General features: G+C 64.6%; 25 protein-coding genes, 1 tRNA gene and 1 riboswitch. Of the genes, 9 read left to right on the top strand and 17 right to left on the bottom strand.

Annotation, left to right across the window (positions count from 1 at the left end; translation table 11 throughout):
* Positions 1-110: 110 nt before the first annotated feature.
* Positions 111-189: riboswitch (Fluoride riboswitch) on the bottom strand.
* Between the two features lie 207 nt (positions 190-396).
* Positions 397-1,257, top strand: coding sequence for a DUF1194 domain-containing protein (locus tag PMI42_RS09445; protein WP_008132987.1), 861 nt, complete (start codon positions 397-399; stop codon positions 1,255-1,257).
* 24 nt (positions 1,258-1,281) lie between these two features.
* Here PMI42_RS09445 and PMI42_RS09440 read toward each other — a convergent pair whose 3' ends face one another.
* The 4 genes from PMI42_RS09440 to PMI42_RS09425 all read right to left on the bottom strand — a co-directional run bounded on the left by PMI42_RS09440 (position 1,282) and on the right by PMI42_RS09425 (position 4,758).
* Positions 1,282-2,055, bottom strand: a complete 774-nt coding sequence (locus PMI42_RS09440) for an enoyl-CoA hydratase/isomerase family protein (protein WP_008132986.1) — start codon at positions 2,053-2,055, stop codon at positions 1,282-1,284.
* Positions 2,056-2,068: 13 nt separating this feature from the next.
* Positions 2,069-2,899, bottom strand: a complete 831-nt coding sequence (locus PMI42_RS09435) for a nucleotidyltransferase domain-containing protein (RefSeq protein WP_008132985.1) — start codon at positions 2,897-2,899, stop codon at positions 2,069-2,071.
* Between the two features lie 11 nt (positions 2,900-2,910).
* Entirely contained in the window at positions 2,911-3,552 is a 642-nt protein-coding gene (locus PMI42_RS09430) for a carboxymuconolactone decarboxylase family protein (RefSeq protein WP_008132983.1), read from the bottom strand.
* A 147-nt stretch (positions 3,553-3,699) separates the two neighbouring features.
* A complete protein-coding gene (locus PMI42_RS09425; protein WP_008132981.1) occupies positions 3,700-4,758 on the bottom strand; it encodes a class I SAM-dependent methyltransferase in 1,059 nt (352 codons plus the stop codon).
* Between the two features lie 169 nt (positions 4,759-4,927).
* Between PMI42_RS09425 and PMI42_RS09420 the strand changes: the two genes are divergently transcribed.
* On the top strand, positions 4,928-5,530 hold the full coding sequence (locus PMI42_RS09420) for a hypothetical protein (protein WP_008132980.1): 603 nt from the start codon (positions 4,928-4,930) through the stop codon (positions 5,528-5,530).
* Here the strand turns inward: PMI42_RS09420 and PMI42_RS09415 are convergent, their stop codons facing one another.
* The 8 genes from PMI42_RS09415 to PMI42_RS09380 form a co-directional block, all read right to left on the bottom strand.
* On the bottom strand, positions 5,531-6,778 hold the full coding sequence (locus PMI42_RS09415; protein ID WP_008132978.1) for a class I SAM-dependent RNA methyltransferase: 1,248 nt from the start codon (positions 6,776-6,778) through the stop codon (positions 5,531-5,533).
* Positions 6,771-7,505 carry a TlyA family RNA methyltransferase gene (locus tag PMI42_RS09410; RefSeq protein ID WP_008132976.1) on the bottom strand — a complete coding sequence of 245 codons (735 nt, stop codon included), beginning with the start codon at positions 7,503-7,505 and terminating at the stop codon, positions 6,771-6,773. The genes PMI42_RS09415 and PMI42_RS09410 overlap by 8 nt, the downstream gene beginning before the upstream one ends.
* 24 nt (positions 7,506-7,529) lie before the next feature.
* Positions 7,530-8,084: a nucleoside 2-deoxyribosyltransferase gene (locus tag PMI42_RS09405; RefSeq protein ID WP_008132974.1), complete on the bottom strand. Its 555-nt coding sequence runs from the start codon at positions 8,082-8,084 to the stop codon at positions 7,530-7,532.
* A 182-nt stretch (positions 8,085-8,266) separates the two neighbouring features.
* On the bottom strand, positions 8,267-10,195 hold the full coding sequence (gene dxs / locus PMI42_RS09400) for a 1-deoxy-D-xylulose-5-phosphate synthase (RefSeq protein WP_008132971.1): 1,929 nt from the start codon (positions 10,193-10,195) through the stop codon (positions 8,267-8,269).
* Positions 10,196-10,773: 578 nt separating this feature from the next.
* Positions 10,774-11,025 carry an exodeoxyribonuclease VII small subunit gene (locus tag PMI42_RS09395; protein WP_008132970.1) on the bottom strand — a complete coding sequence of 84 codons (252 nt, stop codon included), beginning with the start codon at positions 11,023-11,025 and terminating at the stop codon, positions 10,774-10,776.
* Positions 11,026-11,098: 73 nt separating this feature from the next.
* Positions 11,099-12,028: a histone deacetylase family protein gene (locus tag PMI42_RS09390; RefSeq protein WP_008132966.1), complete on the bottom strand. Its 930-nt coding sequence runs from the start codon at positions 12,026-12,028 to the stop codon at positions 11,099-11,101.
* A 134-nt stretch (positions 12,029-12,162) separates the two neighbouring features.
* The gene (locus tag PMI42_RS09385; RefSeq protein ID WP_035965039.1) at positions 12,163-13,818 is read right to left on the bottom strand and encodes a bifunctional metallophosphatase/5'-nucleotidase; all 1,656 of its coding nucleotides are present in this window, start codon (positions 13,816-13,818) and stop codon (positions 12,163-12,165) included.
* Between the two features lie 115 nt (positions 13,819-13,933).
* Positions 13,934-14,692, bottom strand: coding sequence for an enoyl-CoA hydratase-related protein (locus PMI42_RS09380; protein ID WP_008132962.1), 759 nt, complete (start codon positions 14,690-14,692; stop codon positions 13,934-13,936).
* 82 nt (positions 14,693-14,774) lie between these two features.
* Here PMI42_RS09380 and PMI42_RS39025 point away from each other — a divergent pair, with 82 nt between their 5' ends.
* Positions 14,775-15,005: a hypothetical protein gene (locus PMI42_RS39025; protein WP_157195732.1), complete on the top strand. Its 231-nt coding sequence runs from the start codon at positions 14,775-14,777 to the stop codon at positions 15,003-15,005.
* Positions 15,005-16,231, top strand: a complete 1,227-nt coding sequence (locus tag PMI42_RS09375; protein WP_008132960.1) for an MFS transporter — start codon at positions 15,005-15,007, stop codon at positions 16,229-16,231. Before PMI42_RS39025 ends, PMI42_RS09375 begins: the two co-directional genes overlap by 1 nt.
* Before the next feature lie 93 nt (positions 16,232-16,324).
* On the opposite strand, the gene PMI42_RS09370 is transcribed toward PMI42_RS09375, so the two are convergent.
* On the bottom strand, positions 16,325-18,103 hold the full coding sequence (locus PMI42_RS09370; RefSeq protein ID WP_008132959.1) for an acyl-CoA dehydrogenase family protein: 1,779 nt from the start codon (positions 18,101-18,103) through the stop codon (positions 16,325-16,327).
* Between the two features lie 247 nt (positions 18,104-18,350).
* Here PMI42_RS09370 and PMI42_RS09365 point away from each other — a divergent pair.
* A tRNA-Gln gene (locus tag PMI42_RS09365) sits at positions 18,351-18,425 on the top strand.
* A 116-nt stretch (positions 18,426-18,541) separates the two neighbouring features.
* On the opposite strand, the gene PMI42_RS09360 is transcribed toward PMI42_RS09365, so the two are convergent.
* Positions 18,542-19,051: a winged helix-turn-helix transcriptional regulator gene (locus PMI42_RS09360; RefSeq protein ID WP_008132956.1), complete on the bottom strand. Its 510-nt coding sequence runs from the start codon at positions 19,049-19,051 to the stop codon at positions 18,542-18,544.
* A gap of 348 nt (positions 19,052-19,399) precedes the next feature.
* Here PMI42_RS09360 and PMI42_RS09355 point away from each other — a divergent pair, with 348 nt between their 5' ends.
* Complete coding sequence (locus PMI42_RS09355; RefSeq protein ID WP_008132954.1) at positions 19,400-20,137, top strand: SDR family oxidoreductase; 738 nt, start codon at positions 19,400-19,402, stop codon at positions 20,135-20,137.
* A 56-nt stretch (positions 20,138-20,193) separates the two neighbouring features.
* Here the strand turns inward: PMI42_RS09355 and PMI42_RS09350 are convergent, their stop codons facing one another.
* From PMI42_RS09350 to PMI42_RS09340, 3 genes are read right to left on the bottom strand one after another with little or no spacing between them, the layout of a single operon-like run.
* Complete coding sequence (locus tag PMI42_RS09350; protein WP_008132952.1) at positions 20,194-21,072, bottom strand: SMP-30/gluconolactonase/LRE family protein; 879 nt, start codon at positions 21,070-21,072, stop codon at positions 20,194-20,196.
* Positions 21,069-22,241, bottom strand: coding sequence for a M24 family metallopeptidase (locus PMI42_RS09345; RefSeq protein WP_008132950.1), 1,173 nt, complete (start codon positions 22,239-22,241; stop codon positions 21,069-21,071). The genes PMI42_RS09350 and PMI42_RS09345 overlap by 4 nt, the downstream gene beginning before the upstream one ends.
* Positions 22,242-22,290: 49 nt before the next feature.
* Positions 22,291-22,950: a GntR family transcriptional regulator gene (locus tag PMI42_RS09340; protein WP_008132947.1), complete on the bottom strand. Its 660-nt coding sequence runs from the start codon at positions 22,948-22,950 to the stop codon at positions 22,291-22,293.
* A 226-nt stretch (positions 22,951-23,176) separates the two neighbouring features.
* Here PMI42_RS09340 and PMI42_RS09335 point away from each other — a divergent pair, with 226 nt between their 5' ends.
* The 3 genes from PMI42_RS09335 to PMI42_RS09325 all read left to right on the top strand — a co-directional run.
* The gene (locus PMI42_RS09335) at positions 23,177-24,193 is read left to right on the top strand and encodes a TRAP transporter substrate-binding protein (RefSeq protein ID WP_008132944.1); all 1,017 of its coding nucleotides are present in this window, start codon (positions 23,177-23,179) and stop codon (positions 24,191-24,193) included.
* Between the two features lie 72 nt (positions 24,194-24,265).
* Positions 24,266-24,775, top strand: a complete 510-nt coding sequence (locus tag PMI42_RS09330) for a TRAP transporter small permease (RefSeq protein WP_035965043.1) — start codon at positions 24,266-24,268, stop codon at positions 24,773-24,775.
* Between the two features lie 58 nt (positions 24,776-24,833).
* On the top strand, positions 24,834-25,174 hold a 341-nt coding region (locus PMI42_RS09325), incomplete at its 3' end, for a TRAP transporter large permease subunit (protein ID WP_008132938.1).

Raw genomic sequence — 25,174 nt, 5'->3', positions numbered from 1 at the left:
CCTGGCCACTGTTTCAGGCAACAAAAACCCCGCCAATGGCGGGTTTGTCCATGCTCCCGCCAAAGGCAGAGGCTCAAAGATTGCCTCACCTCAAGCAAAAGATTGCCTCACCTCAAGCAGGAGTCATCAGCCCATTACGGTCCACAGGCCGCCGGGCGGTTGTCGGGGGACTCCATCCCCATCTGTACGATCAGCCTAGCATGGAAATCCCGCCGGACAAGAGGGCGGGACGGCGCCTCCACATCGCAAATGTTCCGACGGCGCAAGCATGGCCGCAGGGCGGCAGCTTTGCGCAACGCTCGAATTTCCTAACTCGAATGTGAAGCCCAAGCGATCTTCGGACTTTGCGGCAAGGCGATTGCATGTCACCATCGCGTCATACGACGGGAGACTGCGATGCGTTTGCTGTTCTCGATCGGGGCTGTGCTGGTGGCCGGCGTTCTTGCCGGAGGGGATGTCGCGGGCTTCGCGGCACCAGGGCCCAAGTTTGAACCCCGACATCAACCGCAGCGGCTGGCGGCTGACAAGGACGCGCAGACGGTCGACGTCGAGTTGATCCTCGCGGTCGACGTGTCCTACTCCATGGACATGGACGAGCTCGCGATCCAGCGCGAAGGCTACGCGCAGGCGATCCAGTCCAAGGAGTTCCTACAGGCGCTGAAGCTCGGGCCGAACGGCCGGATCGCGGTGACCTATTTCGAGTGGGCCGCTTCCACCGACCAGAAGATCATCATTCCCTGGCGGCTGGTCGACGGGCCGGAGACCGCGGATGCGGTCGCGGCCGAAATCATGAAGACACCGATCCGGCGTGCCTCGCGCACCTCGATATCGGGTGCGATCACGTTCGCGATGCCGCTGTTCGACGAGGATCCCTATCGGGGCTTGCGCCGCGTCATCGATATTTCCGGCGACGGTCCCAACAACAATGGCGGGCCGGTCACGGTGGCGCGCGACGCGGCGATCGAGAAGGGCATCGTCATCAACGGCCTGCCGATCATGGTCAAGGAGCCGTCCTATTCGACCATGGATATCGACAATCTTGATTACTACTACGAGGACTGCGTCATCGGCGGTCCCGGCTCCTTCGTCATCACGATCAAGGACCGCGACAAATTCAAGGAAGCGATCCGCACCAAGCTGCTGATGGAGGTCGCCGGCCGCACGCCGGACCGTCCCGTGGTCCGCGTTGCGGACAAGGAGCCGCGCGTCAGCTGCATGATCGGCGAGAAGATCTGGTCGGACCGCTGGGGGCGATAGCGACGCAGCGGGGCGACCGTTCGCTCACCATTTTGGCGCCCTCTTCTCGACGAACGCCCTCAAACCCTCCTGCGCTTCGTCCGACGTCGCGACGTTGCAGAAGTCGTCCACTGCGCTGGCAATGCTGCGCCGATAGTCGAGATCGATCTGGCGCATGAAGGCGGCGCGGCCCATCCGCAACACGGCGGCCGATTTGCCGGCAAACTGCGTGGCCAGCTTCAGCACCTCGGCGTCCAGCTCCGCATCGGCCACAACGCGGTTCACCACGCCGAGCTCGCGCGCCTCTGTGGCGCTGAAGACGCGGCCAGTGAAAAGCAGCTCGAAGGCGCGATGACGCCCGACGATGCGCGGCAGATGCGCGTAGTGGATCGCGGGGATGACGCCGACATCGATCTCGGGATAGCCGAACGTCGCGCTCTCGGACGCCAGCACCACGTCGCAGGACACCGCCATGGTCATGCCGCCGCCACGCGCCGCGCCGCCGACCGCGGCGATCGACGGTTTTCCGAGCCCATACTGCGCATCGTAAAGGTCGATATAGAGTGCCTGGAGGAATTCGCGGATCCGGGCACCGGATTTGCCGAGCAGGATGTCGAGGTCGAGGCCCGCCGAAAAGCGTTTGGGAATTGCGCTCGCCAGCACGACGACGCGCGCATCGGCATCGTCGGCCGCGCGGCGGAGAGCCGCCACCACCGCACGGATGACATCGAGGCTCAGCGCATTGACGGGCGGACGGCGCAGCGTGATGCGGGCGATGTTGCCTGCGCGTTCGTAAGTGACGGGTGGGTCTGATGTCACCGGGGTCTCCATGCTATCGGGGCTTCAGCTGTTTCAGTTGCTGGTCGGTCTCCCGCAGGAGATCGCAGGCCTGGCCGAAGGCGCGCTCGGCGATCAGCTGCCAGACTGCGTCGGCCTGCTCCGCCAACCCGGGAATCGTCAGCGGCAAGCTGGCTGCCTCCTGAATCGCGCCTTTTTCATTGATGAGATATCGTTCATTCAGCGCGAACAGCACTTGCGCGATACAGGCGAGCGATCGGTAGAGACATCCCGCGACGTGGGTCTGCTCGTTGCGTGCGGCCGCGAGCTCGGCATTCTCGATGCTGAACAGAATTTCCCATTGGAAGCGCGTGATCAGGGCGTGGCGCAGCGGCTGCGGATAGGGGAGCGCGATGGATTTGAGATGGGCGATCATTCCCTTCGGGTCGTGCAGGGGCTGACAATACGCGATCTCGCCCATCCAGATCGCGGTGCAGAAGCCGTGCGGATGGCCTGGCTGATAGGCCATGAGAACGGAGCCGATCTCGCAAGCCCTCATGACGCGCTCGACGTTGTCGGCACGACGGTACAATAGATCGACTTTTTGGCCCTCGATCGACAGCCAGGCGCCCCCGACGATCCACTGCCCCCATTCGTCAAGCCCGGTCACAGTCGCAGCACCGGGATCGTCGGCGATCTCCTTCACCGCAATCATGAGTCGATCCGTGTCGAGCCGGCGGGAATCGTCGCAATAGAGCCCGATATCGTAGTCGGACGCGGGATGCGCTCTGCCGCGCGCACGCGAACCGCCGAGCACGATGGCCTGAACGCCCGGAACCTTGGCAAGAACGGATGTCAGGCGGGTCAGCAATGGATCGTCGGACATGCAAGCTGCGTCTATTTCGCCGCCAGCGGTGGCAGCGGCGGCACGCTGTCGTTCGGGGCTTCGGCCTGCATCGTGATCAGCGTCATCGAGACCAGGTCGTAGTAGCCGATCAGGCCGATGATATCCATGATGCCGCGCTCGCCGAATTTCTGCTGCGCGGTGCGATAGATTTCGTCGGACACCTTCTTGTCGCGATAGAGCGCCATCGCAAGATCATAGAGCGCGGCCTCATCCCCCTTCATCGCCTTCGGCCTTACGCCGTTCGCGACGTCCTTGGCGACATCGGGATCGAGGCCGGCCTTCATCGCCAGCGGATAATGCGCGAACCATTCGTACTGCGCCGTCCACTGCCGCGCGGTGATCAGGATCGCGAATTCACTGAGGCGCGCCGGCAGCGACGAATTCCAGCGCAGATAATCCGACATCGCCGAGAGCTTCGGCGCGAGCTCGGGATTGCGGATATAGGCACGGTAGGGCGGGTTGGTGATTTTGGCATTGCGCGGCGGCACCGCGATCGCATCCGCCCATTCTTTCTGCTGCGGGGTGAGCTCCTCGGGCTTCAGCGGCACGAAGCGGGTCGGCTCGGCCGCGCGGCCGGCCGGCGAGATCGTCACGGCAAACAGCGCAACCAGCGCCAGAACCATATGTCTCATCGTCATCCTCCCGTTACGGCGGACTCGCGCCGCCTTGCTCGATCGCCAGCTTACGTTGCGGCGCGAGCGAGGCAAGGATGTCGGCGCCGGACGAGGCTGCGGCATTGGCATGGCCGTATGCCGCAGCCACGCGCCGGCGTGGGAAGCTCAGATCCGTGCTTCCAGGATCAGGTTGAACGGTGTTTCAGCGGCGCGGCGGAAGCGCGACAGTCCGCCGTCGCTGGCGACCTTGCGCAGTCTGGCTTCGCCGGCTTGCGCGCCGAGCGCAAGGCCCACCTCCTGGTCGAGCGAGGCCGGCGTGCAGATCATGGTGGACGCCGCATAATAGACGCGCCCCACCGGGGTGAGATTGTCTTCGAGCCGGTCGCCCGCGAACGGCTCGACCAGCATGCAGGTGCCGTCCCTGGCCATGGTCTCGCGCACGTGGCGGATGGCGCCGACGGGATCGCCCATGTCGTGCAGACAGTCGAAGAAGCAGGCGAGATCATAGCCCTCGGCCGGATAGTCTTTCGCCGAGTGGACGGCAAAGCTGACGCGATCAGCGAGCTTCGCCTCATGAGCCGCCTTCCGCGCGGCCTCGATCGAGCCCTCGTGGTAGTCGAAGCCGTAGAAGCGGGAGTTCGGAAACGCTTCCGCCATCAGCCGGGTCGAGACGCCGTGTCCGCAGCCGACATCGGCGACCCTGGCGCCGCGCTTCAGCTTGTCCACGACGCCGTCGAGCGCGGGCAGCCACGCCGGCACCAGATTGTGCATGTAGCCGGTGCGGAAGAAGCGGGCGGTGCCGCAGAAGAGGCACTCGCTACGGCGATTCCAGCCGACGCCCTTGCCGCTCCTGAAGGCGTCCGTAATCTTCGGCTCGTCGAGAAACGCCGCGGCGATGACATTGCCGACCGCGCCGAGAAACACCGGGCTGTCCTCGTCGGCCAGCGCCATCGCCTGCTCCGGCAGCATCGAGAACGTGCCGGACGCCGGGTCGTATTCCACGTAACCGGAAGCCGCCTGGCTCGCCAGCCATTCGCGGACGTAGCGTTCGTTCGTTCCAGTGGCGCTCGCCAGTTCGGCGGAATTCATCGGTCCCTTGGCGGCGAGGGTGCGGTAGAGGCCGAGCTTGTCGCCCAGCAGGACCAGCGATGCGTTCATCGCGGCCCCGACCTCGGTGATCATCTTGCCCATAAAGGCATTCAACCTGTCGGAATTGACCTCCATGACAGCCTCCATGCTGACGCCCCCCACGTGGGTCAGTCCGCCACGGGGGAGGTTCAACGCCTCAGGAAGAGGTGATCCGGGAACTGGATGGCGCGATCGCCGGCATCGCTCGGCTGGTATTCCCGGCATCCTGAGGGTATGATTTGCGAGCTTTTTGACGGTCGCCCGAATGCCCAATCTTGCACGTTGTTACGGTCTCGCAGCTCTCTTCGCCGCGCTTTGCTTCGGCGGAGCGCAGGCTCATGCGCAAGCCGCCCCGCTGCAATATTGGATCCCGGGCGGGCCTTTCGGCCTCGGTGGCGTCGCCGGCCAGAGCTCGGATGCTTACGGCAATTTTCCGAGCTTCAATGCCAGCGACGCAAGCAGCCGCACCAATTTTGCAAACGGCTTCTTTGTCGGCAGCCAGCGCGGCAGTCTGAATTGGAGCGGCCTCAGCCAGACGGGGCTGACCGGAAATTTCAGCGCGCTGTCCTATGACAGCACGCAGTTCGGTTACAACACCAAGACCGCGGGCGGCATGCCTGTCACGTTCTTTGCCGGTTTCAACGCGCAGAAATATGGTGACGGCATCGGCAGTTCGCTGGCGCCGCTCACCTCGAGCACGTCGCCCGGCTATGGCGCATTCGCCGGTGTCGAGTTCAAGCCGACCTCCAATCTCAGCCTGTCGTTCGGCGCCGGGGTCACCCAGCAGGACTCGGGCCGCATGGACAGCGATATCCGGTCGAACATGCTGCCCGGCGAGTCGCCGGCGTTGGGCGGGCTTCGGCGCTGATCAGCGCGTGAACTTCGCCACCAATTCCACATGCGGCGTGTGGCGGAATTGGTCGACGGGCACCACGCTCTCGATCCTGTAGCCGCCGTCGATCAGCAGCCGCGCGTCGCGGGCGAAGGTCGCGACGTTGCAGGACACGGCAACGACCACCGGCACCTTGCTTGCGGCGAGTTTCAATGCCTGCGCCTGCGCGCCCTGGCGCGGCGGGTCGAACACGACGGCGTCGAAATCGCGCAGCTCCGGCGGCACCAACGGACGGCGAAATAAATCGCGTGGCTCTGCTTTGATCGGCTTCAGGCCAGGTGTCCGCGCCGCTTTCGCAAGCGCTGCGACCGCGCCGGCGTCGTTGTCGTAAGCCGTGACGCGCGCTTTCTCGGCGAGCCGCAAGGCAAACGGTCCGACGCCGCAGAAGAGGTCGAGCACATCCTTGGCCTTGCCGACGCGCTCGGCGACGAGAGCGGCCAGCGTCTCTTCGCCGGCGAGGGTTGCCTGCAGGAACGAGCCCGGCGGCAGCGTCACTTCGGCGCGACCCATTTTCACCGTCGGCGGCAGGCGTTGCAGCACCAGCTCGCCATGCCGCGTCAACCGCGCCAGCCGGTGCTGCTCGGCGACGCGCGACAGCGCCGTGACCAGCGGCGTCGGCAGCGGGCCGGAGCCGCGCACGTCGATATCGAGACCGTTGGCGGTCGCGGTGACCTGGATGTCGAGCGGCTTCGTCACCGGCATCTTCGACGTCAGCGGCTCGGCGAGCGCCCAGGCGGCATCGAGCGCGCCCGCGAGCGCGGGATCGAGGATCGGGCAGCGATGGATCGGGATGACGTCGTGCGAGCCCGCCGCCGAGAAGCCGACCTTGAGGATGTCATGCGTGCCGAACCGGCCATGCAGTGTGACGCGCCGGCGCCCCGTACCATGGGCGTCGACCAGCGGCGCCACCTCGCAAGCGATGCCGGCCTGCGCCAGCGTCTCGACCACGATGTTGCGCTTCCAGGCATGATAGGGCTCCGCCGCCCAGTGCTGGATCGCGCAGCCGCCGCAGACGCCGAAATGCGGACAGAACGGCGCGACGCGCTCGGGGCTCGCGATATCGACGGCGAGCAGCTTGCGTCGATCAGGATGATGGCCCGCGACGTGGTCGACCTCGACGGTCTCGCCGCCCAGCGTGTAAGGCACATAGATCGCGTCGCCCGTCGTCAGCGAGATGCCGTCGCCGCGATGGCCGACGTGATCGATGGTCAGGCGCTCAACCACGGCGCGCGCCCAGGAAGAATTCGATGTTGCCGTCGCCGCCCGTGATCGGCGAGGGGAAAAGCTCGATCCCGGTGCAGCCGAGCGAGGCCGCGAAGGCCGCGATGTCGTCGCAGATCTCCTGGTGCACGGCGGCATCGCGGACGATGCCCTTCTTGTTGTGCTTCCGCTCGGCCTCGAACTGCGGCTTGATCAGCGCCAGCAGGCTCATCGGTGCCGCCGCCAGCGACAGCGCCACGGGCAGCACCGTCTTCAGCGAGATGAAGCTGACGTCGATGACGACGACATCGGGCCGCGCCGGCAACCGCTTGCCCTCATAGGCGCGGATGTCGGTCTCTTCCATCGACACGATTTTCGGATGCCCGCGCAGCGACGGATGCAGCTGGCTGGTGCCGACATCGATCGCGAACACCAGGCTCGCGCCGTTCGCCAGCAGCACCTCGGTGAAGCCGCCGGTGGAGGCGCCGACGTCGAGGCAGACATGGTCCTCGATGTCGATCGGGTAGCGCTCCAGCGCGCCGGCCAGCTTGACGCCGCCGCGCGAGACGTAGGGGTGCGCAGGCTCGGCCTGGATCACCGCGTCCTCGGCGATCGTCTCCGACGGTTTTGAAACCTGCCTGTCGTCGGCCGTGACGAGGCCGGCCTCGATCGCCGCGCGCGCCCGCGCCCGGCTCTCGAACAGGCCGCGCTCGACCAGCAGGACATCCGCGCGCTTGCGGGCAGGGGGCATTGGATCTCTCAAGAGGGACTGGCGCTATCTAGCGATCAATCGCGCGGCCGCCATCCGGACGCAAGCCTCGAAAGCGGCGAGGTCATGCCAGACGTCGACCGGCATCGTGGCCGGCGTCACCAGCGGGCAGCCGTGCAGCTCCAGCGCATGGATCATCATGAGGTTGTCGACGAGCCCGAAATCCTCGACCGTCAGCCCCTGGGCATCGACCAGCCGCCCGTCTTCCGAGGTGACGGCCATGAAGCGGCCGACCCGGTCGGCATAGGTGGCACCGTCGTTGGAATAGGCCAGGCAGAACTTGCGGCGCCCGGCCATGTAGCCGAGCTCGTAGACGGTGCCCGGATCGGCGCCGGCGCCGCGGAACGGCGTGAGGTTCGCGATAATGGCGTCGGCCGCATCCATCATCGCCTCATTGGCACAGAAGATCTGCCGCGAGGCGTCGGGCGCGGTGAGGTCGATGGTGTTGTCGAGAGGATAGAGGCCGGTGAGGCCGTGAGCCGCGCAGATCGCGGCCTTCTGCCGGCCGATCTCGACCGCATCCGGCAGGAACACGTCGGGGCCTGCCAGATAGATTTTCATGAGACTAGAACCGAGAAAATTTGGGCGAGGTGTGAGCCGCTGTGTGCTCTGCTCCCTCCCCCGCTTGCGGGGGAGGGGTGGGGAGAGGGTGTCTCCGCAATCGAGATACGCCCCGAGGGGAGAAAACCCTCACCCGACGCTTCGCGTCGACCTCTCCGGCAAGCGGGAGAGGTGAATCAGCCTCAAGCCAGCTTGACCGTCTCGGCCTTGACGTCCTTGCCGAGCGCTTCGAACACCTTGGCGACGATGCCCTTGGCGTCGAGACCGGCCCGGGCGTACATCGCAGCCGGGGTGTCGTGGTCCTGGAACACGTCGGGCAGCACCATCGAACGGAACTTGACCATGCCGGTGTCCAGCACGCCCTGGTCGGTCAGGTACTGCGCGACATGCGAGCCGAAGCCGCCGATCGAGCCTTCCTCGACCGTGATCAGCACGTCGTGGTCGCGGGCAAGCTTGAGCACCAGCTCGGTGTCGAGCGGCTTCATGAAGCGCGCATCGGCAATCGAGGTGGACAGGCCGTGGGCGGCGAGTTCGTCGGCCGCCTTCTCGCATTCGGCCAGACGCGTGCCGAACGACAGCAGGGCGATCTTGTTGCCCTGGCGGATCATGCGGCCCTTGCCGACCTCGAGCGGGACCCCGACGTCGGGCATCTCGATGCCGCGGCCTTCGCCGCGCGGATAGCGCAGCGAGCTCGGACGGTCGTTGATCGCGACCTGGGTCGCCACCATGTGCACCAGTTCGGCTTCATCGGCCGCCGCCATGATCACCATGTTCGGCAGGCAGCCGAGATAGGCGTTGTCGAACGAACCGGCATGGGTCGCACCGTCGGCGCCGACGAGACCGGCGCGGTCGATGGCGAAGCGCACGGGCAGGTTCTGGATCGCGACGTCATGCACGATCTGGTCGTAGCCGCGCTGCAGGAAGGTCGAGTAGATCGCGCAGAACGGCTTGTAGCCTTCGGTCGCAAGACCGGCGGCGAAGGTCACCGCGTGCTGCTCGGCGATACCGACGTCGAAGGTGCGGTCCGGGAAAGCCTTGTTGAAGATGTCGACGCCAGTGCCGGACGGCATCGCCGCGGTGATGGCGACGATCTTGTCGTCCTTCTCCGCTTCCTTGACGAGGCTCTGGCCGAACACGTTCTGATAGGCCGGCGCATTCGGCTTGGACTTGGCCTGGGTGCCGGTCGCGACGTCGAACTTGACGACGGCGTGGTACTTGTCGGCGGAAGCTTCCGCCGGGCCGTAGCCCTTGCCCTTCTGCGTCACGACGTGGACCAGGATCGGGCCGGTCTCCATGTCGCGGACGTTCTTCAGCACGGGCAGGAGATGGTCGAGATTGTGACCGTCGATCGGACCGACGTAATAGAAGCCGAGCTCTTCGAACAGCGTGCCGCCGTCCATCATGAAGCCGCGGGAATATTCCTCGACGCGGTTGGCGCGGTTGGCGAGGATTTTCGGCAGGCGCTTGTTGATCTGCTTGGCCGCATCGCGCAGCGTGCGATAGGTCTTGCCCGAGTAGAGGCGCGACAGATAGGCGCTCATCGCGCCGACCGGCGGCGCAATCGACATGTCGTTGTCGTTGAGGATGACGATCAGCCGCGAGTTCATAGCACCGGCGTTGTTCATGGCCTCATAGGCCATGCCCGCCGACATCGCGCCGTCACCGATCACGGCGATAACGTTGTTCTTGCCGCCGGCGAGGTCGCGCGCGACCGCCATGCCGAGGCCGGCGGAGATCGAGGTCGAGGAATGCGCCGCGCCGAACGGATCGTAATCGCTCTCGCTGCGCTTGGTGAAGCCGGACAGGCCGCCACCGGTGCGCAGGGTGCGGATGCGGTCGCGGCGTCCGGTGAGGATCTTGTGCGGATAGGCCTGGTGGCCGACGTCCCAGATCAGCCGGTCGCGCGGCGTGTCGAAGACGTAATGAATCGCGGTGGTGAGCTCGACCACGCCGAGGCCCGCGCCGAAGTGACCGCCGGTCACCGAGACGGCATCGATGGTCTCCTGCCGCAGCTCGTCGGCAACCTGGCGGACCTGCTCGATCTTGAGCTTGCGCAGGTCGTCCGGCGTCCGGATGGTGTCGAGAAGCGGCGTCTTACTGTATGCGTTCACGGCGATTTCCAATTTGTCAGCGCCGGAAGATCGTTCCGGTGCGCGATGGGTTTGCACAATATCGGCGCAGCGCGAGTCCTAAAACCGTCGGAGCCACCTGCATGGGGCAGAGCCCCCGTCTTCAAGCTTAGGTGAGCTTAAGTGCGCTCCGGTTCAGTCTCTGTGATCCCTGTCACTTAGATCGGCTTCGTCCGTCCCAGCCAATTTCATTAGCAAATTGAAGCGCTTGTCGTTGGTAATCGGTCCCCACGTCAAGGCTAACAAAAAGCCACACTCCGCGCAGCTTTACACCAAAGCTTGGGCCAAAGCCAACCCGCAGGGCCGATTACAGGCATGCAGGTGCAACCGGCGGGCCAGATTGGTTAATCGTGGCTCCGGCGGGGATGTTCCAGTCTTGCCCGGTTCCTTGGCAGGATTTTGGGCGAGAGGAAGGCCTTTTGGGACGGATTCGGAGGACGAGGGACCTCCGGCGAGCGAGTTCCCCGATCTCTGTTCCGAACCGCCTGTCCGTAGGGGCGGAATCGGCGCCGTGCCATCATGAAAAAAATGCAGGCGGCCGATGCCTGGAGCGGGCGGCTTTACTGGACGTCGAGCGGAGCAGTGCCGGTGGCCTGGCCACTGGCATCGGTGGTGATCTTGTCGACGCGCGCCTCGGCCTGACGCAGCAGCTCCTCGCAGCGGCGCTTCAAGGCTTCGCCGCGCTCGTAGATCGTCACGGATTCCTCGAGTGGCACCTTGCCGTCCTCGAGCCGCTTCACGATCGTCTCGAGTTCCTCGATCGCGCGCTCGAAGGTGAGCCTGGAGACGTCGACTTGGGTATTTTCGGCCATATCCGTTTCCGATTGCCCTGTTCGCATTCCCGACAGAGAAGTCGCGTTTTGCGGGCTTAATGTGGCGGGATCGTCAGGCACCCATCAGGGCGCCGACATGCGCCGTAACAGATTCTTTCAATCCTTGCAGGTCATAGCCGCCTTCGAGCACGGACACAACGCGGCCACCGGCGGACTTGTCGGCAAGGTCCATCAGCTTGCGCGTTACCCAGGTGTAGTCCTCGGCGCGCAAATTCAGCGAGGCCAGCGGATCGCGGTAATGCGCATCGAAGCCCGCCGAGATGACGAGCAGCTCGGGGCTGAATTTTTCGAGCTGCGGCAGGATCAGATTCTCGAACGCGGAGCGAAATTCGGGGCCGCCGTCCTCGGAGGCCAGCGGCGCGTTGACGATGGTGTCATGGTCGCCGCGTTCGCCCTTCGCGCCGGTGCCCGGAAACAGCGGCATCTGATGCGTCGAGCAATACATCACGGTCGGGTCCGACCAGAAGATGTCCTGGGTGCCGTTGCCGTGATGCACGTCGAAATCGACGATGGCCACGCGCTTGATGCCGTATTTGCGCTGCGCGTGCCGCGCGGCGATCGCGACATTGTCGAAGAAGCAGAAGCCCATCGGCTTGCCGATCTCGGCGTGGTGTCCGGGCGGGCGCACGGCGACGAAGGCGTTGCGGTGTTCGCCATTCATCACCGCCTCGGTCGCTGCGACCGCGCCGCCGACGCCGCGCATCACCGCTTCCCACGTGCCCGGGGACATCGAGGTGTCGCCGTCGACATAGACCTGTCCGCTGGTGGGAGCGATGTGGCGGAGCTCGGTGACGTAATGCTCGTTGTGGCACAGCGTCACGAGATCGAGGTCGCCCTCCGGTGCCTGGTCGCGCACCAGATACTGGAAGCGCTCGACCGACAGCGCCTCCTCCACCGCGCGCAGGCGATCCGGCCTTTCGGGATGTCCCGGCGGCGTGACGTGGTCGAGGCAGGCCTTGTGGGAGAGAAGAAGCGTGCTCATCAGGTCGGCCTCATGGAGTGCGGGCTCTTGACGTCGCTTGGCGCATTCGGCGCCAAAACGCAATGCAAAACCCAATCTATGCGTTCCCCCGGAAATGGCAAAGGGTGGTCCCGATGCGGGCCGTTTGATCCGAATCAATTCACGCGGAGAATGCGGCTCAGTGGCAGCGGGCCGATCGGCCCGTGCGTCCGGAAGAACGCGAACAGCGCGTCCGCGTCGTAGCCGCCATATTGCGCCGAGGTGCCCTGCCTGGCGACCGTAAAGCCATCGCCGCCGACCGCGAGATAATCGTTGAGGGTGACGCGGTAGCCGCTTCCGGCCTCGACCGGCCTGCCGTTGAGCGTCATCTTCTCGATGGCGAGGCGCTCGCCGAACGGTTTTGTCGCGTCCCACGTGTAGCTGAAGCCGTTCGAGACCTGAAGGATGCGCGGCCGCTTCGGATCGAGCCATTGCTGCTCGAGCATGTCCTTGAGCTGGCTGCCTGTCAGCGTCATGGTGACGAGGCGGTTGCGGAACGGCTGGCTCGCGAACAGGTCGCCGAAGGACACCGCGCCGTTCTCCTTCGGCACGATGTCGGTGCGGATGCCGCCGGGATTGGTGAGTGCGATGACAGCGCTGCCATCCTTCGCATCCTTCGTCGAGGCGAGCTGCGCATCCGCGATGACGTCGCCGAGCGGGCTTTCGCCGGCTTCGTTCGGCACGCGCGACAGCGTCTGCGTCACCGACCCGGCCGGACGGTTCGCGATCGGCGCGGAGAGCTTGTCATAGGCGTCGATCAGGGCGGTCTGTTCCGGATCCTTCGCCAGCGAGGCATTGGCGACGATGACGTTCTCGGCTTTCGCGCTGACGATGTCGCGGGTTGCAGGATCGAGCTTGAGGTCGATGGCGGTGACCAGCGTGCCGTATTTGTCGCCGCTGGTGACGAGCCTGCCGTCGATATCGCAGACATAGGCGCGATGGGTGTGGCCGCTGACGACGACGTCGACGGCGCGGTCGAATTTCCTGACGATATCGACGATCGGCCCGGTAATGGCCGGGCACTCATTGTAGTCGCCGGCGGGTTCACCGCCCTGGTGGATCAGCACGACGATCGCCTCGACGCCGCGCGCCTTCAGCTGCGGGACGAGGGCGTTCACCGTCTCGGCCTCGTCGCGGAATTCGAGCCCGGCAATGCCCGACGGCGAGACGATGCCCGCGGTCTCCTTCAAGGTCAGCCCGATGAAGGCGACGGGGATGCCCTCGAACTCGCGGATCTCGTAAGGCGGCAGCACGCTCTTGCCGGTCGCAGTCTCCACGGTGGAGGCCGCGAGATAATGGAATTTGGCACCCGTGAAGGGATGCGGTCCCTGGCAGCCGTCCACCGGATGGCAGCCGCCGTTCTGCATCCGCAGCAGCTCGGTCTTGCCCTCGTCGAATTCGTGATTACCGACCGACGTGATCGCAAGTCCCATCATCGAGAGCGACTCGACCGAGGGCTCGTCGTGGAACATCGCCGACAGGAACGGGCTCGCGCCGATCAGATCGCCGGCGGCGACGAAGATCGTGTTCTTGTGTCCCTCGCGCAGCTGCTTGACCAGCGTCGCCATGTATTCGGCCCCGCCGGCTGCGACCATCACCTTCTTGGTCTTGTCCTCGGGGTCATTGATGCGGATGCCGCCCGGCGGCGGCCGCAGATTGCCGTGGAAATCGTTGATCGCGAGAATGCGCAGCTCGACCGGGGCGGCGGTCTGGGCGGAGGCGGGGAGGGCGCAGGTCAGCGCGAGTGCGGCCAGGATGGATCGATATCGCATGGAACCAAGATTAATCGTTCCGCGCGAAGATTTCACGAAAGTTCTCGTCCTCATTCCGGGCTCGCGACTTTGTCGTGCCGGGAATGACAGCCATTGGCCGGGCGCCGGCCGCGCCTTACCGCTTCTTCCTGTTCGCGAACGCGTTGAACGCGGCCACGGCATCGTCCGACTTGAGCCGCTCGCCGAACAGATGGGCCTCCTGGTCGATGCGGCGGGTCAGCTCCTCGGGCGCGGCGCGCAGCAGCTTTCGCGAGGTCGCGACCGCCTCGGCGGGCAGCCGGCAGATCTCGCGCGCCACCTTGCGGGCCTCGACCTCGGTATGCCCGGGCGAGACCACGGTATTGACGAAGCCGGCCGCGTGCGCCTCCGCGGCCGTAAAAGTCCGCCCCATGATCAGCATGGCAAAGGCGCGCTGATACCCCATCGTGTTCGGCATCAGGAGGCTGGCGGCGCCGACCGGCACGAGCCCGAGATGGATATAAGGCGCTGAAAAGGTCGCGGCATTCGAGGCCAGCACGTAGTCGCAATGGAACAACATCACGGTGCCCATCCCGATCGAGGCGCCGTCGACGGCCGCGATGATCGGCTTGGTGTTGAGGGCAAGCGAATAGAGAAATTTTGCACCGTTCGACAGCGTCTCCGGGCGCGCGGTGTCGGCCTGGAGAAAATCGTCGATGTCGTCGCCGGCGGTGAACACGCCGGAGCCGCCGGTGATGATCATGCAGCGGATATCGGGATTGTTCTGCGCGGTGTCGATCGCGCGGCTCATCTCCCGATACATGTCCTGGGTGATCGCGTTCTTCTTGCCGGGGCGGCGCAGGATGATCACGCGCGTTCCGCGCTCTTCCGTGACGACGATATTGCCATTCGGCATAACAACCCCCCTGCAGTCGCCGCGATGCCCGCCACCGGCGAGTCTCGCAAGCATCAGCCTACATCATCTTGCAGGCGTGCCAATGCGCTGGCTCAACCTTTTCGGAGACGATTGCGGCGATTCCAGCGTATCGCGTCCGTGGCGGGGCCGTATCCGTTCCGGGGAACCGACACCACCGGATCGTGACGGCCGCATCACATTTCATGCGCTGTTGCGCGTTGCAACAAATGGCTACAATGATTCATTTGAAAAACCGGTGGTTGTGGTGCACGATCTGCCTGATCGCATTCCATTTGGCCGATTGCTCGATTGATGATTGCCGCAACTGGTGTCGACGAATCCTCGCTGCATTATCGCGGCTGGCGCGTTGTGCTGGCCTGTTTCCTGATGGCCTTCTTCATGTTCGGCTTCGGCCTCTACGGCCAGGGCGTCTATCTCGCCGAGCTTCAGCGCGCCCATGGCTGGCCGGGCACGCTGGTGTCCGCGGCCAGCACCTTCTCGTTTCTCCTGACCTCCGTGCTCGTCATCTTCACCGACGATCTGCTCGCCCGCATCGGGCTGCGGTCGCTGATCCTGTGCGGCCTGTCGGCGCTCGGCGCATCGACGGTGCTGCTGGCGCTGATGCAGACGCCCTGGCAGCTCTATCTCGCCTATGCGCTGATGTCGGTCGGATGGACCGGAATGGGCACGGTGGTGATCGCGACCGTGCTGAACTCCTGGTTCGACCGGCGCCGTGGCCTTGCGCTGAGCCTCGCCTTCAACGGCGCGACCTGCGGCGGAATCATCCTCGTTCCGCTGTTGCTGTCGCTGACCAGCAGCATCGGTTTTCGTTCGGCGATGCTGGCGGCCACCATCGTGATGGTGCTGCTGGTGTTGCCGGTTGTCGTCGGCTTCATCGGCTGGCCGGCCGGGATGCCGCTGGCGTCGGATGAACGCTCCGCGGCTGCACCGGTCCATTCCCGCAAGACGCTGCTCGCCAACGCCGCGTTCTGGACCATGGTGCTGCCGATCGCGATCGCGCTGCTGGCGCAGATGGGATTCATCATCCACCAGGTGACGTTTCTCGAACCGCTGATCGGGCGCTACGCGGCAGGCCTTGCCGTCACCGTCATGGCGGCGATGGCGGTGGTCGGGCGCCTGTCGCTCGGCCTGTTCGTCGACCGGCTCGAACCGCGGCTCGCCTGCGCGGCATCGATGACGAGCCAGGCGGCGGCGCTGTTCGTGCTCGTGCAGAGCGAGGGCCCGACGGTGCTGCTGATGTGCTGCGCCGTCTACGGCTTCTCGATCGGCAACATGATCACGTTCCCGCCTCTGATCATCCAGCGTGAGATCGGCAGCAGCGCCTTCGGCGCGGCGATGGGATTGGGGACCTCGATCAGCGGCATCGTCAGCGCTTTCGGTCCGGGCATCGTCGGCCTGGTGCGCAGCTTTACCGGCAACTACACGACGGCGTTCGCGATGTGCGTCGTGCTGGATCTGGTGGCGGCCGGCGTGGTGCTGTGGCGGCCGGGGAGAAGGGCGAAGCTCGCCGCTTCGTAGCCCGGATGGAGCGAAGCGTAATCCGGGATTGGTGCCACGAGCGACGGCGGCCCCGGATTGCGCTGCGCTCCATCCGGGCTACGCAGGCTTCACTTACCCGAGCAACACCGCATCCGCCGCGGCAACCGACTCCGCGCTCTCCGTCACGGTGCGCTCCAGCGCGCCCGCCTGCACACTGATGTTCTCGGCGAAGAAACGCGCGAGCGAGACGTAGCGTAGCGCATCGGCAAGACCGTCGCCTTTCGCCGCCAGCGCCTCGGAGGCCAGCATGCAGCCGCCGAGCGTCGCGCCGAACTGCTGGAGATACGGCGTCGCGCCGGCGAGCGCCTCGTTCGGCGCGGACGTCACGCGCTCCAGCAGCCATTTGCTGGTGCGCGTCAGCGCGTCGAGCGCCTCGCGCAGTTTCACGCCGGTGGTGCCGAAGGCGGGATCGTTGGAGGCCTCGACCTTCTTGACGGTGGCGGCGAGCTCGTCGAGCAGCGCCCACACCGCGGCGCCGCCATTGGCGGCGAGCTTGCGCGTCACGAGGTCGATCGCCTGGATGCCGTTGGTGCCCTCGTAGATCGCGGTGATGCGGGCATCGCGGTAGTGCTGCGCCGCGCCGGTCTCCTCGATGAAGCCCATGCCGCCATGCACCTGCACGCCGAGATAGGCGACCTCGTTGCCGATATCGGTCGAATAGCCCTTCGCCATCGGCGTCAGCAGCGCCGCGCGCGCGGCCGCCTCGGCGCGGACCTTGGGGTCCTTGGCGCGCGTCGAGACGTCGAGTGCGACGGCGGTCGCGTAGCAGATGGTGCGGGCGGCCGCGGTCTGCGCCCGCATCCGCATCAGCATGCGCTTGACGTCGGGATGCACGAAGATCGCGTCCGAGCCGTCGCCCTTCTTGCCGACCGCGCGGCCCTGCTTGCGCTCCTGCGCATAGGACAGCGCCTGCTGATAGGCGCGATCGGCGACACCGACGCCTTCGAGGCCGACGCCGAGGCGGGCCTGGTTCATCATCGTGAACATGCAGCGCATGCCCTGGTTCTCTTCGCCGATCAAAAAGCCGATCGCGCCGCCATGATCGCCCATGGTCATGGTGCAGGTGGGGGAGGCGTGCATGCCGAGCTTGTGCTCGACGCCGCTGGCAAAGATGTCGTTGCGTGCGCCGAGCGAGCCGTCGGAATTGACCATGAATTTCGGCACCAGGAACAGCGAGATCCCCTTGGTGCCGGCGGGCGCGTCGGGCAGACGCGCCAGCACGAAATGCACGATGTTGTCGGTCATGTCGTGCTCGCCATAGGTGATGAAGATCTTCGTCCCCTTGATGCGATAGGTGCCGTCGGCCTGCTTCTCGGCGCGGGTGCGCAGTGCGCCGACGTCGGAACCGGCCTGCGGCTCGGTCAGCTGCATCGTGCCGGTCCATTCGCCCGAGACCAGCTTTTCGAGATAGATCGTCTTCAGTTCGTCGCTGCCATGCGCATCCAGCGCTTCGATCGCCGAGGCCGTCAGCAGCGGGCAGAGGCCGAAGGCGACGTTGGCGGCGCTCCAGATCTCGGTGCAGGCCGCGTTGATCGCGATCGGCAGGCCCTGGCCGCCGAAATCCTCAGGCCCCGACACCGCGTTCCAGCCGCCCTCGGTCCAGCGCTTGTAGGCATCCGGCCAGCCCGGGGCCGTCGTGACCTTGCCGTCGTCGAGCTTGATGCCGTGCTCGTCGCCGACCTTGTTGAGTGGCGCGAGCACGTCGGATGCGAACTTGCCGGCTTCCTCCAGCACGGCCGCGGCAATGTCCGCGTCGAATTCGCCGTAATGGCCGGCCTCCACGGCGGCCTTCAGGCCGGCGCCATGGTTGAGCGACAGCAGCATGTCAGAGATCGGCGCGCGGTAGGTCATGGCTCACTCCCCGGGGACAGGTTTGGCGCCGTATTCCCATGAAACGCCGGAGGTCTCAATGGCCCGGACGCCGGCCCGGACCGAGGCCTCCACCCGGACCTATAATAGAGGGTGTGCCGCAGATGCCCGGGGGCAGTGGTATTTTGCCCCTTCAGGCGGTTGAAATGCCGCGCCGCACCCTATAGACCGGCTGCGACCCGGGGGAATCTGCGGGAGCCGATTTTTTCCGCAGGCCCTGGTTGCCTGTTGGGGCGTAGCCAAGCGGTAAGGCAGCGGATTTTGATTCCGCCATTCGGAGGTTCGATCCCTCCCGCCCCAGCCAAATTGCCCGCTCTGCCTGACATGAGATTGCCCTGGCTGGCGAGCTGCTGCCCAGCTCTGCGACACATTGCTGCTGCACGGGCGTCGCTCGAAAACGACTTTCCGGATCTTCCGCCATCACGCCGCTCGCTTGCGGACCTTCGGCTTCTTCTCGAGGGAGCCCTTCTCGGCAGAAGGGCGCGCACCCGGGCCGGGATGGACATGAACGTCCTTGGCAGAAAGCGGCTCGCCGCATTCCGAGCACACCATCACCGGATCGAACATCTTGCCGCAGCTGCGGTGTTCATGCAGCAGAGGGCGTCCGCGTGTGTCGACCATGTGGACGTCGCCCCAATGGACGATCGCCATCATGATTGGGTAGAGATCGAGACCCTTCTGCGTCAGGATATATTCGTGGCGTTTGGGCGCCTCCTGATATGGAATGCGGCGCAAGACGCCCTGGCGAACCAGCTTTTTCAGCCGTTCGGCCAGCAGATGGCGGGTGATTCCAAGCGCGGACTGAAAACCCTCGAAGCGGCGGGTGCGCAGGAAGCACTCGCGCAGGATCAGGAGCGTCCAGCGGTCACCAATCACGCCGATGGTCCGGGCCATCGAGCATGGCTCGTCCTCGAGCTCATCCCATTTCATTCCTGCTCTCCGGTCGTCCCGCGCCGTTCCGCTCGAATCACCCAGGGAACCGCTGCTTCAATTCTAAACAGGAACTAATATCAAAATGATACTCGAACAATCAGTGAAAATCAGCGCGTTCTGTAGCACAATTGACAGTTCAATTTTAGAACTATAGGAATAGATAGTCGCCTGGATCCGGCCGCAAGCGACCAGGCTGGTGGTTCGATGCCTTGCCGGCGACCTCGACCGGCAAGATACTCACGCACAAGCTCGCGGAATCCTTGCGCGGCGAAGGCGGCCAACCCTCTCCGGCGCAGCCGCCCGAAATGCGCAGGCAACATAACTGACGTCACCGGGAGAACAGCCTTGCAAAAGAGAAACGCGACCGTGGCCGTGATCGGGGCCGGCGACTACATCGGCGGCGAGATCGCCAAGAAGTTCGCCTCGGAGGGCTTCACGGTCTTTGCCGGTCGGCGCAACGGCGCCAAGCTCGAGCCGCTGGTCAAGGACATCGAGCAGGCCGGCGGTGAGTGTCACGCCCGCACCCTCGATGCGCGCAAGGAAGACGAGATCATCTCGTTCCTTGGCGAGGCGGACAAGCATGCGCCGCTCGAGGTCTGCATCTTCAACGTTGGCGCCAACGTCAACTTCCCTATTCTGGAGACGACCGAGCGCGTGTTCCGGAAGGTCTGGGAGATGGCCTGCTATTCCGGCTTTCTCGCCGGCCGTGAGGCGGCCCGCCTGATGCTGCCCCGTGGCAAGGGCAATATCTTCTTCACCGGCGCGACGGCGAGTCTTCGCGGCGGGTCGGGATATGCGGCCTTCGCCAGCGCCAAGTTCGGTCTGCGAGCCGTTGCCCAGGCGACCGCGCGCGAACTGGGACCGAAGAACATTCACGTGGCTCATCTCATCATCGATTCCGGCGTCGATACCGAGTGGGTGCGCCAGCGGCGGATCGAGGCGCTCGGCCCCAATGCGCTGGATGATCCCGATCTCCTGATGCCGCCGTCGTCGGTGGCCGAATCCTATTGGATGCTCTATCAGCAGCCCAAAAGCGCCTGGACCTTCGAGCTGGAGATTCGGCCCTTCGGCGAGAAGTGGTAGGGAAGTCTCTCGCGTTGCCCCAAACTCCGCCGCCTTCTCCGGATCGCCGAAGGCGTTCAGGGCACGCCGGCGAAGCGGTGTTCCGGAAGGCCCTGCGCAACCCCGTGAATGGCGAGAACATGACCCGCCTGGGGCTCGCGGCTCAACTGTTCGGGATCGAGAAACTTCCTGGCCGTGGTCACGAACAGCGTCCTGAGATCGTCGCCTCCGAAACACAGGCAGGTTGGATTGGTCACGGGCACCGGGATGATCGTGTCGATCGTCCCGTCGGGCCGATAGCGCGCCACCCGGCTGCCCGAGAAAAACGCCGTCCATAGTCCGCCGCTCACATCGACACAGGCGCCGTCGGGTCTTTGCTGTGAGGCGCTGTAATCCGCAAACATCCGTCTGTTTCGGATCACGCCGTCGTCGAGATCGAAGTCGAACACCCACGTGCAATATCGCCGGGTGTCCGTGAAATAGAGCGTGCGGTTGTCAGGCGAGAACGCGATCCCGTTGCTCACGATGACGTCGTCGAACAGGCGCGTCACCTGACCGTCTCCGGTCACGCGATACAGCGAGCCGTTCGGGCGGTGCAGCTCGTTGTCCATGGTGCCGATCCACAGGCGGCCGCTTGCGTCCACGCGGCCGTCATTGAGGCGGTTGTCGCGGCCGCGTTCGACGTCGATGACGCCCTGGCGATGATGCAGCGTCAGATCCTGCGCGAGCAGATGCCCGCCGTCCGCGGTCAGGGCCTGGCTGCCGAGGAATTGGCAATCGTGGGAAGATACGTGGTGGATGCCGGTCGCCGGGTCGAAGGATTGATGCAGCCTGCCGTCGATGTCGATCCACCAGAGCTTGCGGGACCGGTCGCACCACAACGGCGTCTCGCCGAGAATATCCGCGCTGGCGACCGCGGTCTCGACCCTGCCGGAAGAAATCATATTCACGGTCATGCCGGAATCCTGTTCCAGCCGCGCGCGTCGTCACCAAAGGCCAGATAACCGTCCGCGGTCACGGCAATCGTGTCTTCGAGCTTGATGAAGCCCCGGCGCGGATGAGGCAGCGTGGTTTCAATCGATATGATCATGCCGGCTTCCAATGGCGCCTTGGCGTCGTCGGCGGGATAGGGAATGGGGCCGCTCGCAGTCAGGCGCGGCGCTTCGTGGCTGACGATGCCCATGCCATGGGCGACGAAGTGCATCTGCTTGCCGTGAGGCGACCGCGTCAGCGCTTCATTCGCGGCGGTGTAGATCTCGCTGCCCGTGAGGCCGGCGCGTATCGGCGCGCGGGCCGCCTGCTGGATCAGGTCGATCTCCGCGAGCAGATCGGCAAGCTCGCCGTCAGGCTCCCCGTGCACGGCCATTCGGCAGAGATCGCCGATATAGCCCCGGTAGTTTCCGCCCGAATCCAGCGAGACGATATCGCCGGCCTCGAGGCGTTGTTCGGAAGGCGCCCGGTTGAGACTCGTTCCCATCGTCACCAGCGCGTATTCGAAAATCATGTCGCGCGACAGTTCGGCCTGCCGAAGATGATCGATGATCTCCCGCTTGCTTTGTCCGGAGCGGGTGCGCTTGATCGCATCCATCATGGAAGCGACCACACGTTCGGATGCCTCGCGGAGGATCTCCAGCTCGGCTGCGGTCTTGATCGATCGGAGTTTCTCGAGCGGGCGCATCGCCTCGACGAGTTCGCAATTGGGGAGCTCCCGGCGCAACACATCCGTCGCATCGGCCGGCAGGAACGACATCTCGACGCCGACACGAAGCGCCGGCGTTGCGACTGACTTTACATGCTCGAGCGCGAGCGTCATCGCCTCGACCGAGGTGGACGATCCGAACACGACCGGTGGCATCCAATATCCGGCGCCGGTCCTGTTCTGGACGCTGTCCCGCTCGTTGCGGTTGGCGATATAGGCCGATTTGTCGAGCGCGCCCTTCACGTAGACGAAAACGGGAAGATAGCGGCTGATGCCGATCGCCTCCATGTAATCGAACTGGAAGTGATAGTACCCGCCGAGAAGGTACTGAATGTTGTGCTTCGAGGTCACGATCAGGACGTCGATGCCGAAATCATCGAGCAGGCCGTCAAGCCTGGCCGTGGAGAATGGAATGTTGGCGTGCATTGATCGTTCTTCTGCGTCGACGATTTGAGCTTGCTGGCGGTGAGGGCGGTCAGGCGTCCTTCCATGAGGACAGGGCATGCGCGACACAGCCGCTGATGTGGTCGCTGAGGACGACCCTGGCGTTCTTGATGTCCCGCTTCAGGGCACATTCCAGCAAGGCCTTGTGCTGGTTGATCGTCTCCGTGCCCCGATAGCGCAGCGCATAGCGGAAGTATTTGTCGAACACGATCGAATGGGTGTGCATCAGCTCGCGCGAGCCGCAAGCAGAGATCAGCGCCTGGTGGAATTCGCCGTCATAACGCTTGCGCAGCTCGGGATCGTCACCCTCCTTGAGGACGGTGCGTTCGGTGGCCGCCAGCTTGTGATGCGCGGACACCACGCGGCCCTCCCATTCGACGTCTCCGGCACGGAACGACTCGGCCATCGCATGGTGCTCCAGCAGGATGCGCAGATCGGCGAGCTCGCGCAGGTTCTGGATCGATATCGGCGCGACCTCGAAGCCGCGTTGCCCCTCGGCAACCACGAATCCCTCTGATGTCAGTCGATTGAGGATCTCGCGCAGCGTCGAGATGCTGACGCCGTAATCCTCCTTCATGGCGTCAAGCTTGAGGCGTCCGGACGGCGTGAGCACGCCGAAAATAATGTCCGACCGGATGCGCTGATAGCCGCTGTCGCCCGCCGACAGAGGCCGTTCCTCGAGTGACGTCATGCTCTCATCCCGCTTGTCCGGATCGCCGGTCGTCCTGATGGCGGCCGAACCATCAATGTTGCCAGCTCTATAGCAGATTCGAAGTGTCTGACATCTACAAGAATATCATATGAAATGCATATTCTCATTTGACATGGAAATATATGTATGATGTCTGGATAAGCTGAGGGTACGGAAAGTAATGGCCTAAGCCGTGGTTCGTGCCCGATCGAACAGGGAGGACACCATGAGCTTGTTGGTACGGACGCTGTCTGCGACGGCGATCTGCGTGGCGCTGACGGTTGGCGCATCCGCTCAGGACATTCAGGAGCGGACGATCAGGTGGGGTCACCTGAACAACACCGATCACCCCGTCAGCATGGGCGTGCAGAAGTTTGCCGAAATCCTGCTGGCGAAGAGCGGGGGCAAGATGAAGGTTCGCGAGTTCGCGGCCTCCCAGCTCGGCAACGAATTGCAGCAGCAATCCGCGCTGCGCGGCGGCACGCAGGAGATGCTGTCGGCCTCGACGACGTCGCTCGCGACCGTCGTTCCGGAGTTCGGCCTGATCGATTTCCCGTTCCTCTTCAATACTACCGAGCAGGCCGACGCGCTCGCGACCGGCAAATTCGGCACGGCGATGCTCGATACGCTGCCGTCGAAGGGGCTCACGGGTCTCGGCTATTGGGGTCTCGGCTTTCGCAACGTCACCAACAGCACCCGCCCGATCGCCAAGCTCGAGGATTTCAGCGGGCTCAAGCTTCGCGTGATTCCGAACCCGGTCTATCTGGAAAGCTTCAGCGCCTTTAAGGCCAATCCGGTCCCGATGGCGTTCGGCGAGCTCTATTCGGCGCTGGAGACCCGCACCGTCGACGGCCAGGAGAATCCCTACACGGTCATTCTCTCGAACAAATTCTACGAGGTGCAGAAATACGTTTCCGCCACCAACCACACCTTCACCCTGAACATCATCCTGGTGAGCAAGATATTCTGGGACAAGCTGTCGCCGACCGAGCAGCGCCTGATGCGCGAGGCCTACGAAGAAAGCCGCCCCTACCAGAAGGAGCAGACGCGCCTTCAGACCGAAAAGGCTCTGGCGGAATTGCAGGCCAAGGGCATGCAATACAACGCGATCGCGCCTGAAGAGACCGACCGCATGCGCAAGGCGGTGCAGCCGGTCGTGGACAAGATCTCGGCCAATCTTCGCGCCGAGACGGTGAAGCTGTTCAACGACGAGGTCGAGCGCATCCGCAAGGACGTGAAGTAACCGACTTCGTCATCCCGCGGGGTCGCGGAGCCGGCCATGGCCGGCTCCGCCCTCATTGCCCGGACGTCACGCATGGCACGAGCTCTCGACCTCTATTGCACGTTCCTGAAGGCCGTCATTGCCGCGTGTCTCGCGGTCATGGTGGTGCTGGTGTTCGGCAACGTCGTGCTGCGCTACGGCTTCAACTCCGGCATCACCATCTCCGAGGAGCTGTCACGCTGGCTGCTGGTCTGGCTGACCTTCCTCGGCGCCATCGTCGCGCTGCGCGAGCACGCCCATCTCGGCGTCGACAGCCTGGTCCGGATGCTGCCGGCCTCCGGCAAGCGCATCTGCTTCGTCATCAATTACTGCCTGATGCTGTTTGCCGACTGGCTGCTGCTCTCCGGCAGCTGGCGCCAGACCATCATCAATATCGACGATCGGGCGCCGGCGACCGGTCTTTCGATGGCCATCTTCTATGCGGTCGGCGTCATCTTCGGCGTGTCGGCCGCGGTCATCCTTCTGTACGACCTCGTCCGCGTGCTCACGGGACAGGCCAGCGAAGCCGACATGGTCGCCGTCAAGGAATCGGAAGAGCACTGATGTCTCATCGAATTGTGCGAGGCGGCGCCCACATCCAGCCATTCGGCGGGATCGCGCCATGACGATCGCCGTCTTCACCTTCTCGCTGCTGGGCGCCATGGCGCTGGGCATGCCGATCGCCTTTGCGCTGATCGTCTGCGGCGTGGCTCTGATGAGCACGATCGACATGTTCGACGCCCAGATCGTGGCGCAGAACGTCATCAACGGCGCCGACAGCTTTCCGCTGATGGCCATTCCCTTCTTCATGCTCGCCGGTGAGATCATGAACAAGGGCGGACTGGCCAAGCGCATCGTCAATGTCGCGCTGGTCGCGGTCGGGCATTTCCGCGGCGGGCTGGGCTACGTCACGATCCTTGCATCCTGCATCCTCGCGTCGCTGTCGGGCTCGGCGGCAGCCGA

This window comes from Bradyrhizobium sp. YR681 (assembly GCF_000282615.1).
In the GTDB taxonomy this organism is placed as follows: domain Bacteria; phylum Pseudomonadota; class Alphaproteobacteria; order Rhizobiales; family Xanthobacteraceae; genus Bradyrhizobium.
The sequence above is the reverse complement of the archived record's forward strand: the minus strand, read 5'-3'. Positions and strand labels throughout refer to the sequence as shown.

What these genes read in the sequence shown, in the direction of transcription:
- PMI42_RS09445 (WP_008132987.1), top strand. Translation starts at nt 397, where the DNA reads ATGCGTTTGCTGTTCTCGATCGGGGCTGTGCTGGTGGCCGGCGTTCTT.
- PMI42_RS09435 (WP_008132985.1), bottom strand. Translation starts at nt 2,899, where the DNA reads ATGTCCGACGATCCATTGCTGACCCGCCTGACATCCGTTCTTGCCAAG.
- PMI42_RS09430 (WP_008132983.1), bottom strand. Translation starts at nt 3,552, where the DNA reads ATGAGACATATGGTTCTGGCGCTGGTTGCGCTGTTTGCCGTGACGATC.
- PMI42_RS09425 (WP_008132981.1), bottom strand. Translation starts at nt 4,758, where the DNA reads ATGGAGGTCAATTCCGACAGGTTGAATGCCTTTATGGGCAAGATGATC.
- PMI42_RS09420 (WP_008132980.1), top strand. Translation starts at nt 4,928, where the DNA reads ATGCCCAATCTTGCACGTTGTTACGGTCTCGCAGCTCTCTTCGCCGCG.
- PMI42_RS09410 (WP_008132976.1), bottom strand. Translation starts at nt 7,505, where the DNA reads ATGCCCCCTGCCCGCAAGCGCGCGGATGTCCTGCTGGTCGAGCGCGGC.
- PMI42_RS09405 (WP_008132974.1), bottom strand. Translation starts at nt 8,084, where the DNA reads ATGAAAATCTATCTGGCAGGCCCCGACGTGTTCCTGCCGGATGCGGTC.
- PMI42_RS09395 (WP_008132970.1), bottom strand. Translation starts at nt 11,025, where the DNA reads ATGGCCGAAAATACCCAAGTCGACGTCTCCAGGCTCACCTTCGAGCGC.
- PMI42_RS09390 (WP_008132966.1), bottom strand. Translation starts at nt 12,028, where the DNA reads ATGAGCACGCTTCTTCTCTCCCACAAGGCCTGCCTCGACCACGTCACG.
- PMI42_RS09385 (WP_035965039.1), bottom strand. Translation starts at nt 13,818, where the DNA reads ATGCGATATCGATCCATCCTGGCCGCACTCGCGCTGACCTGCGCCCTC.
- PMI42_RS09380 (WP_008132962.1), bottom strand. Translation starts at nt 14,692, where the DNA reads ATGCCGAATGGCAATATCGTCGTCACGGAAGAGCGCGGAACGCGCGTG.
- PMI42_RS39025 (WP_157195732.1), top strand. Translation starts at nt 14,775, where the DNA reads ATGCGCTGGCTCAACCTTTTCGGAGACGATTGCGGCGATTCCAGCGTA.
- PMI42_RS09375 (WP_008132960.1), top strand. Translation starts at nt 15,005, where the DNA reads ATGATTGCCGCAACTGGTGTCGACGAATCCTCGCTGCATTATCGCGGC.
- PMI42_RS09370 (WP_008132959.1), bottom strand. Translation starts at nt 18,103, where the DNA reads ATGACCTACCGCGCGCCGATCTCTGACATGCTGCTGTCGCTCAACCAT.
- PMI42_RS09360 (WP_008132956.1), bottom strand. Translation starts at nt 19,051, where the DNA reads ATGAAATGGGATGAGCTCGAGGACGAGCCATGCTCGATGGCCCGGACC.
- PMI42_RS09350 (WP_008132952.1), bottom strand. Translation starts at nt 21,072, where the DNA reads ATGACCGTGAATATGATTTCTTCCGGCAGGGTCGAGACCGCGGTCGCC.
- PMI42_RS09345 (WP_008132950.1), bottom strand. Translation starts at nt 22,241, where the DNA reads ATGCACGCCAACATTCCATTCTCCACGGCCAGGCTTGACGGCCTGCTC.
- PMI42_RS09340 (WP_008132947.1), bottom strand. Translation starts at nt 22,950, where the DNA reads ATGACGTCACTCGAGGAACGGCCTCTGTCGGCGGGCGACAGCGGCTAT.
- PMI42_RS09335 (WP_008132944.1), top strand. Translation starts at nt 23,177, where the DNA reads ATGAGCTTGTTGGTACGGACGCTGTCTGCGACGGCGATCTGCGTGGCG.
- PMI42_RS09330 (WP_035965043.1), top strand. Translation starts at nt 24,266, where the DNA reads ATGGCACGAGCTCTCGACCTCTATTGCACGTTCCTGAAGGCCGTCATT.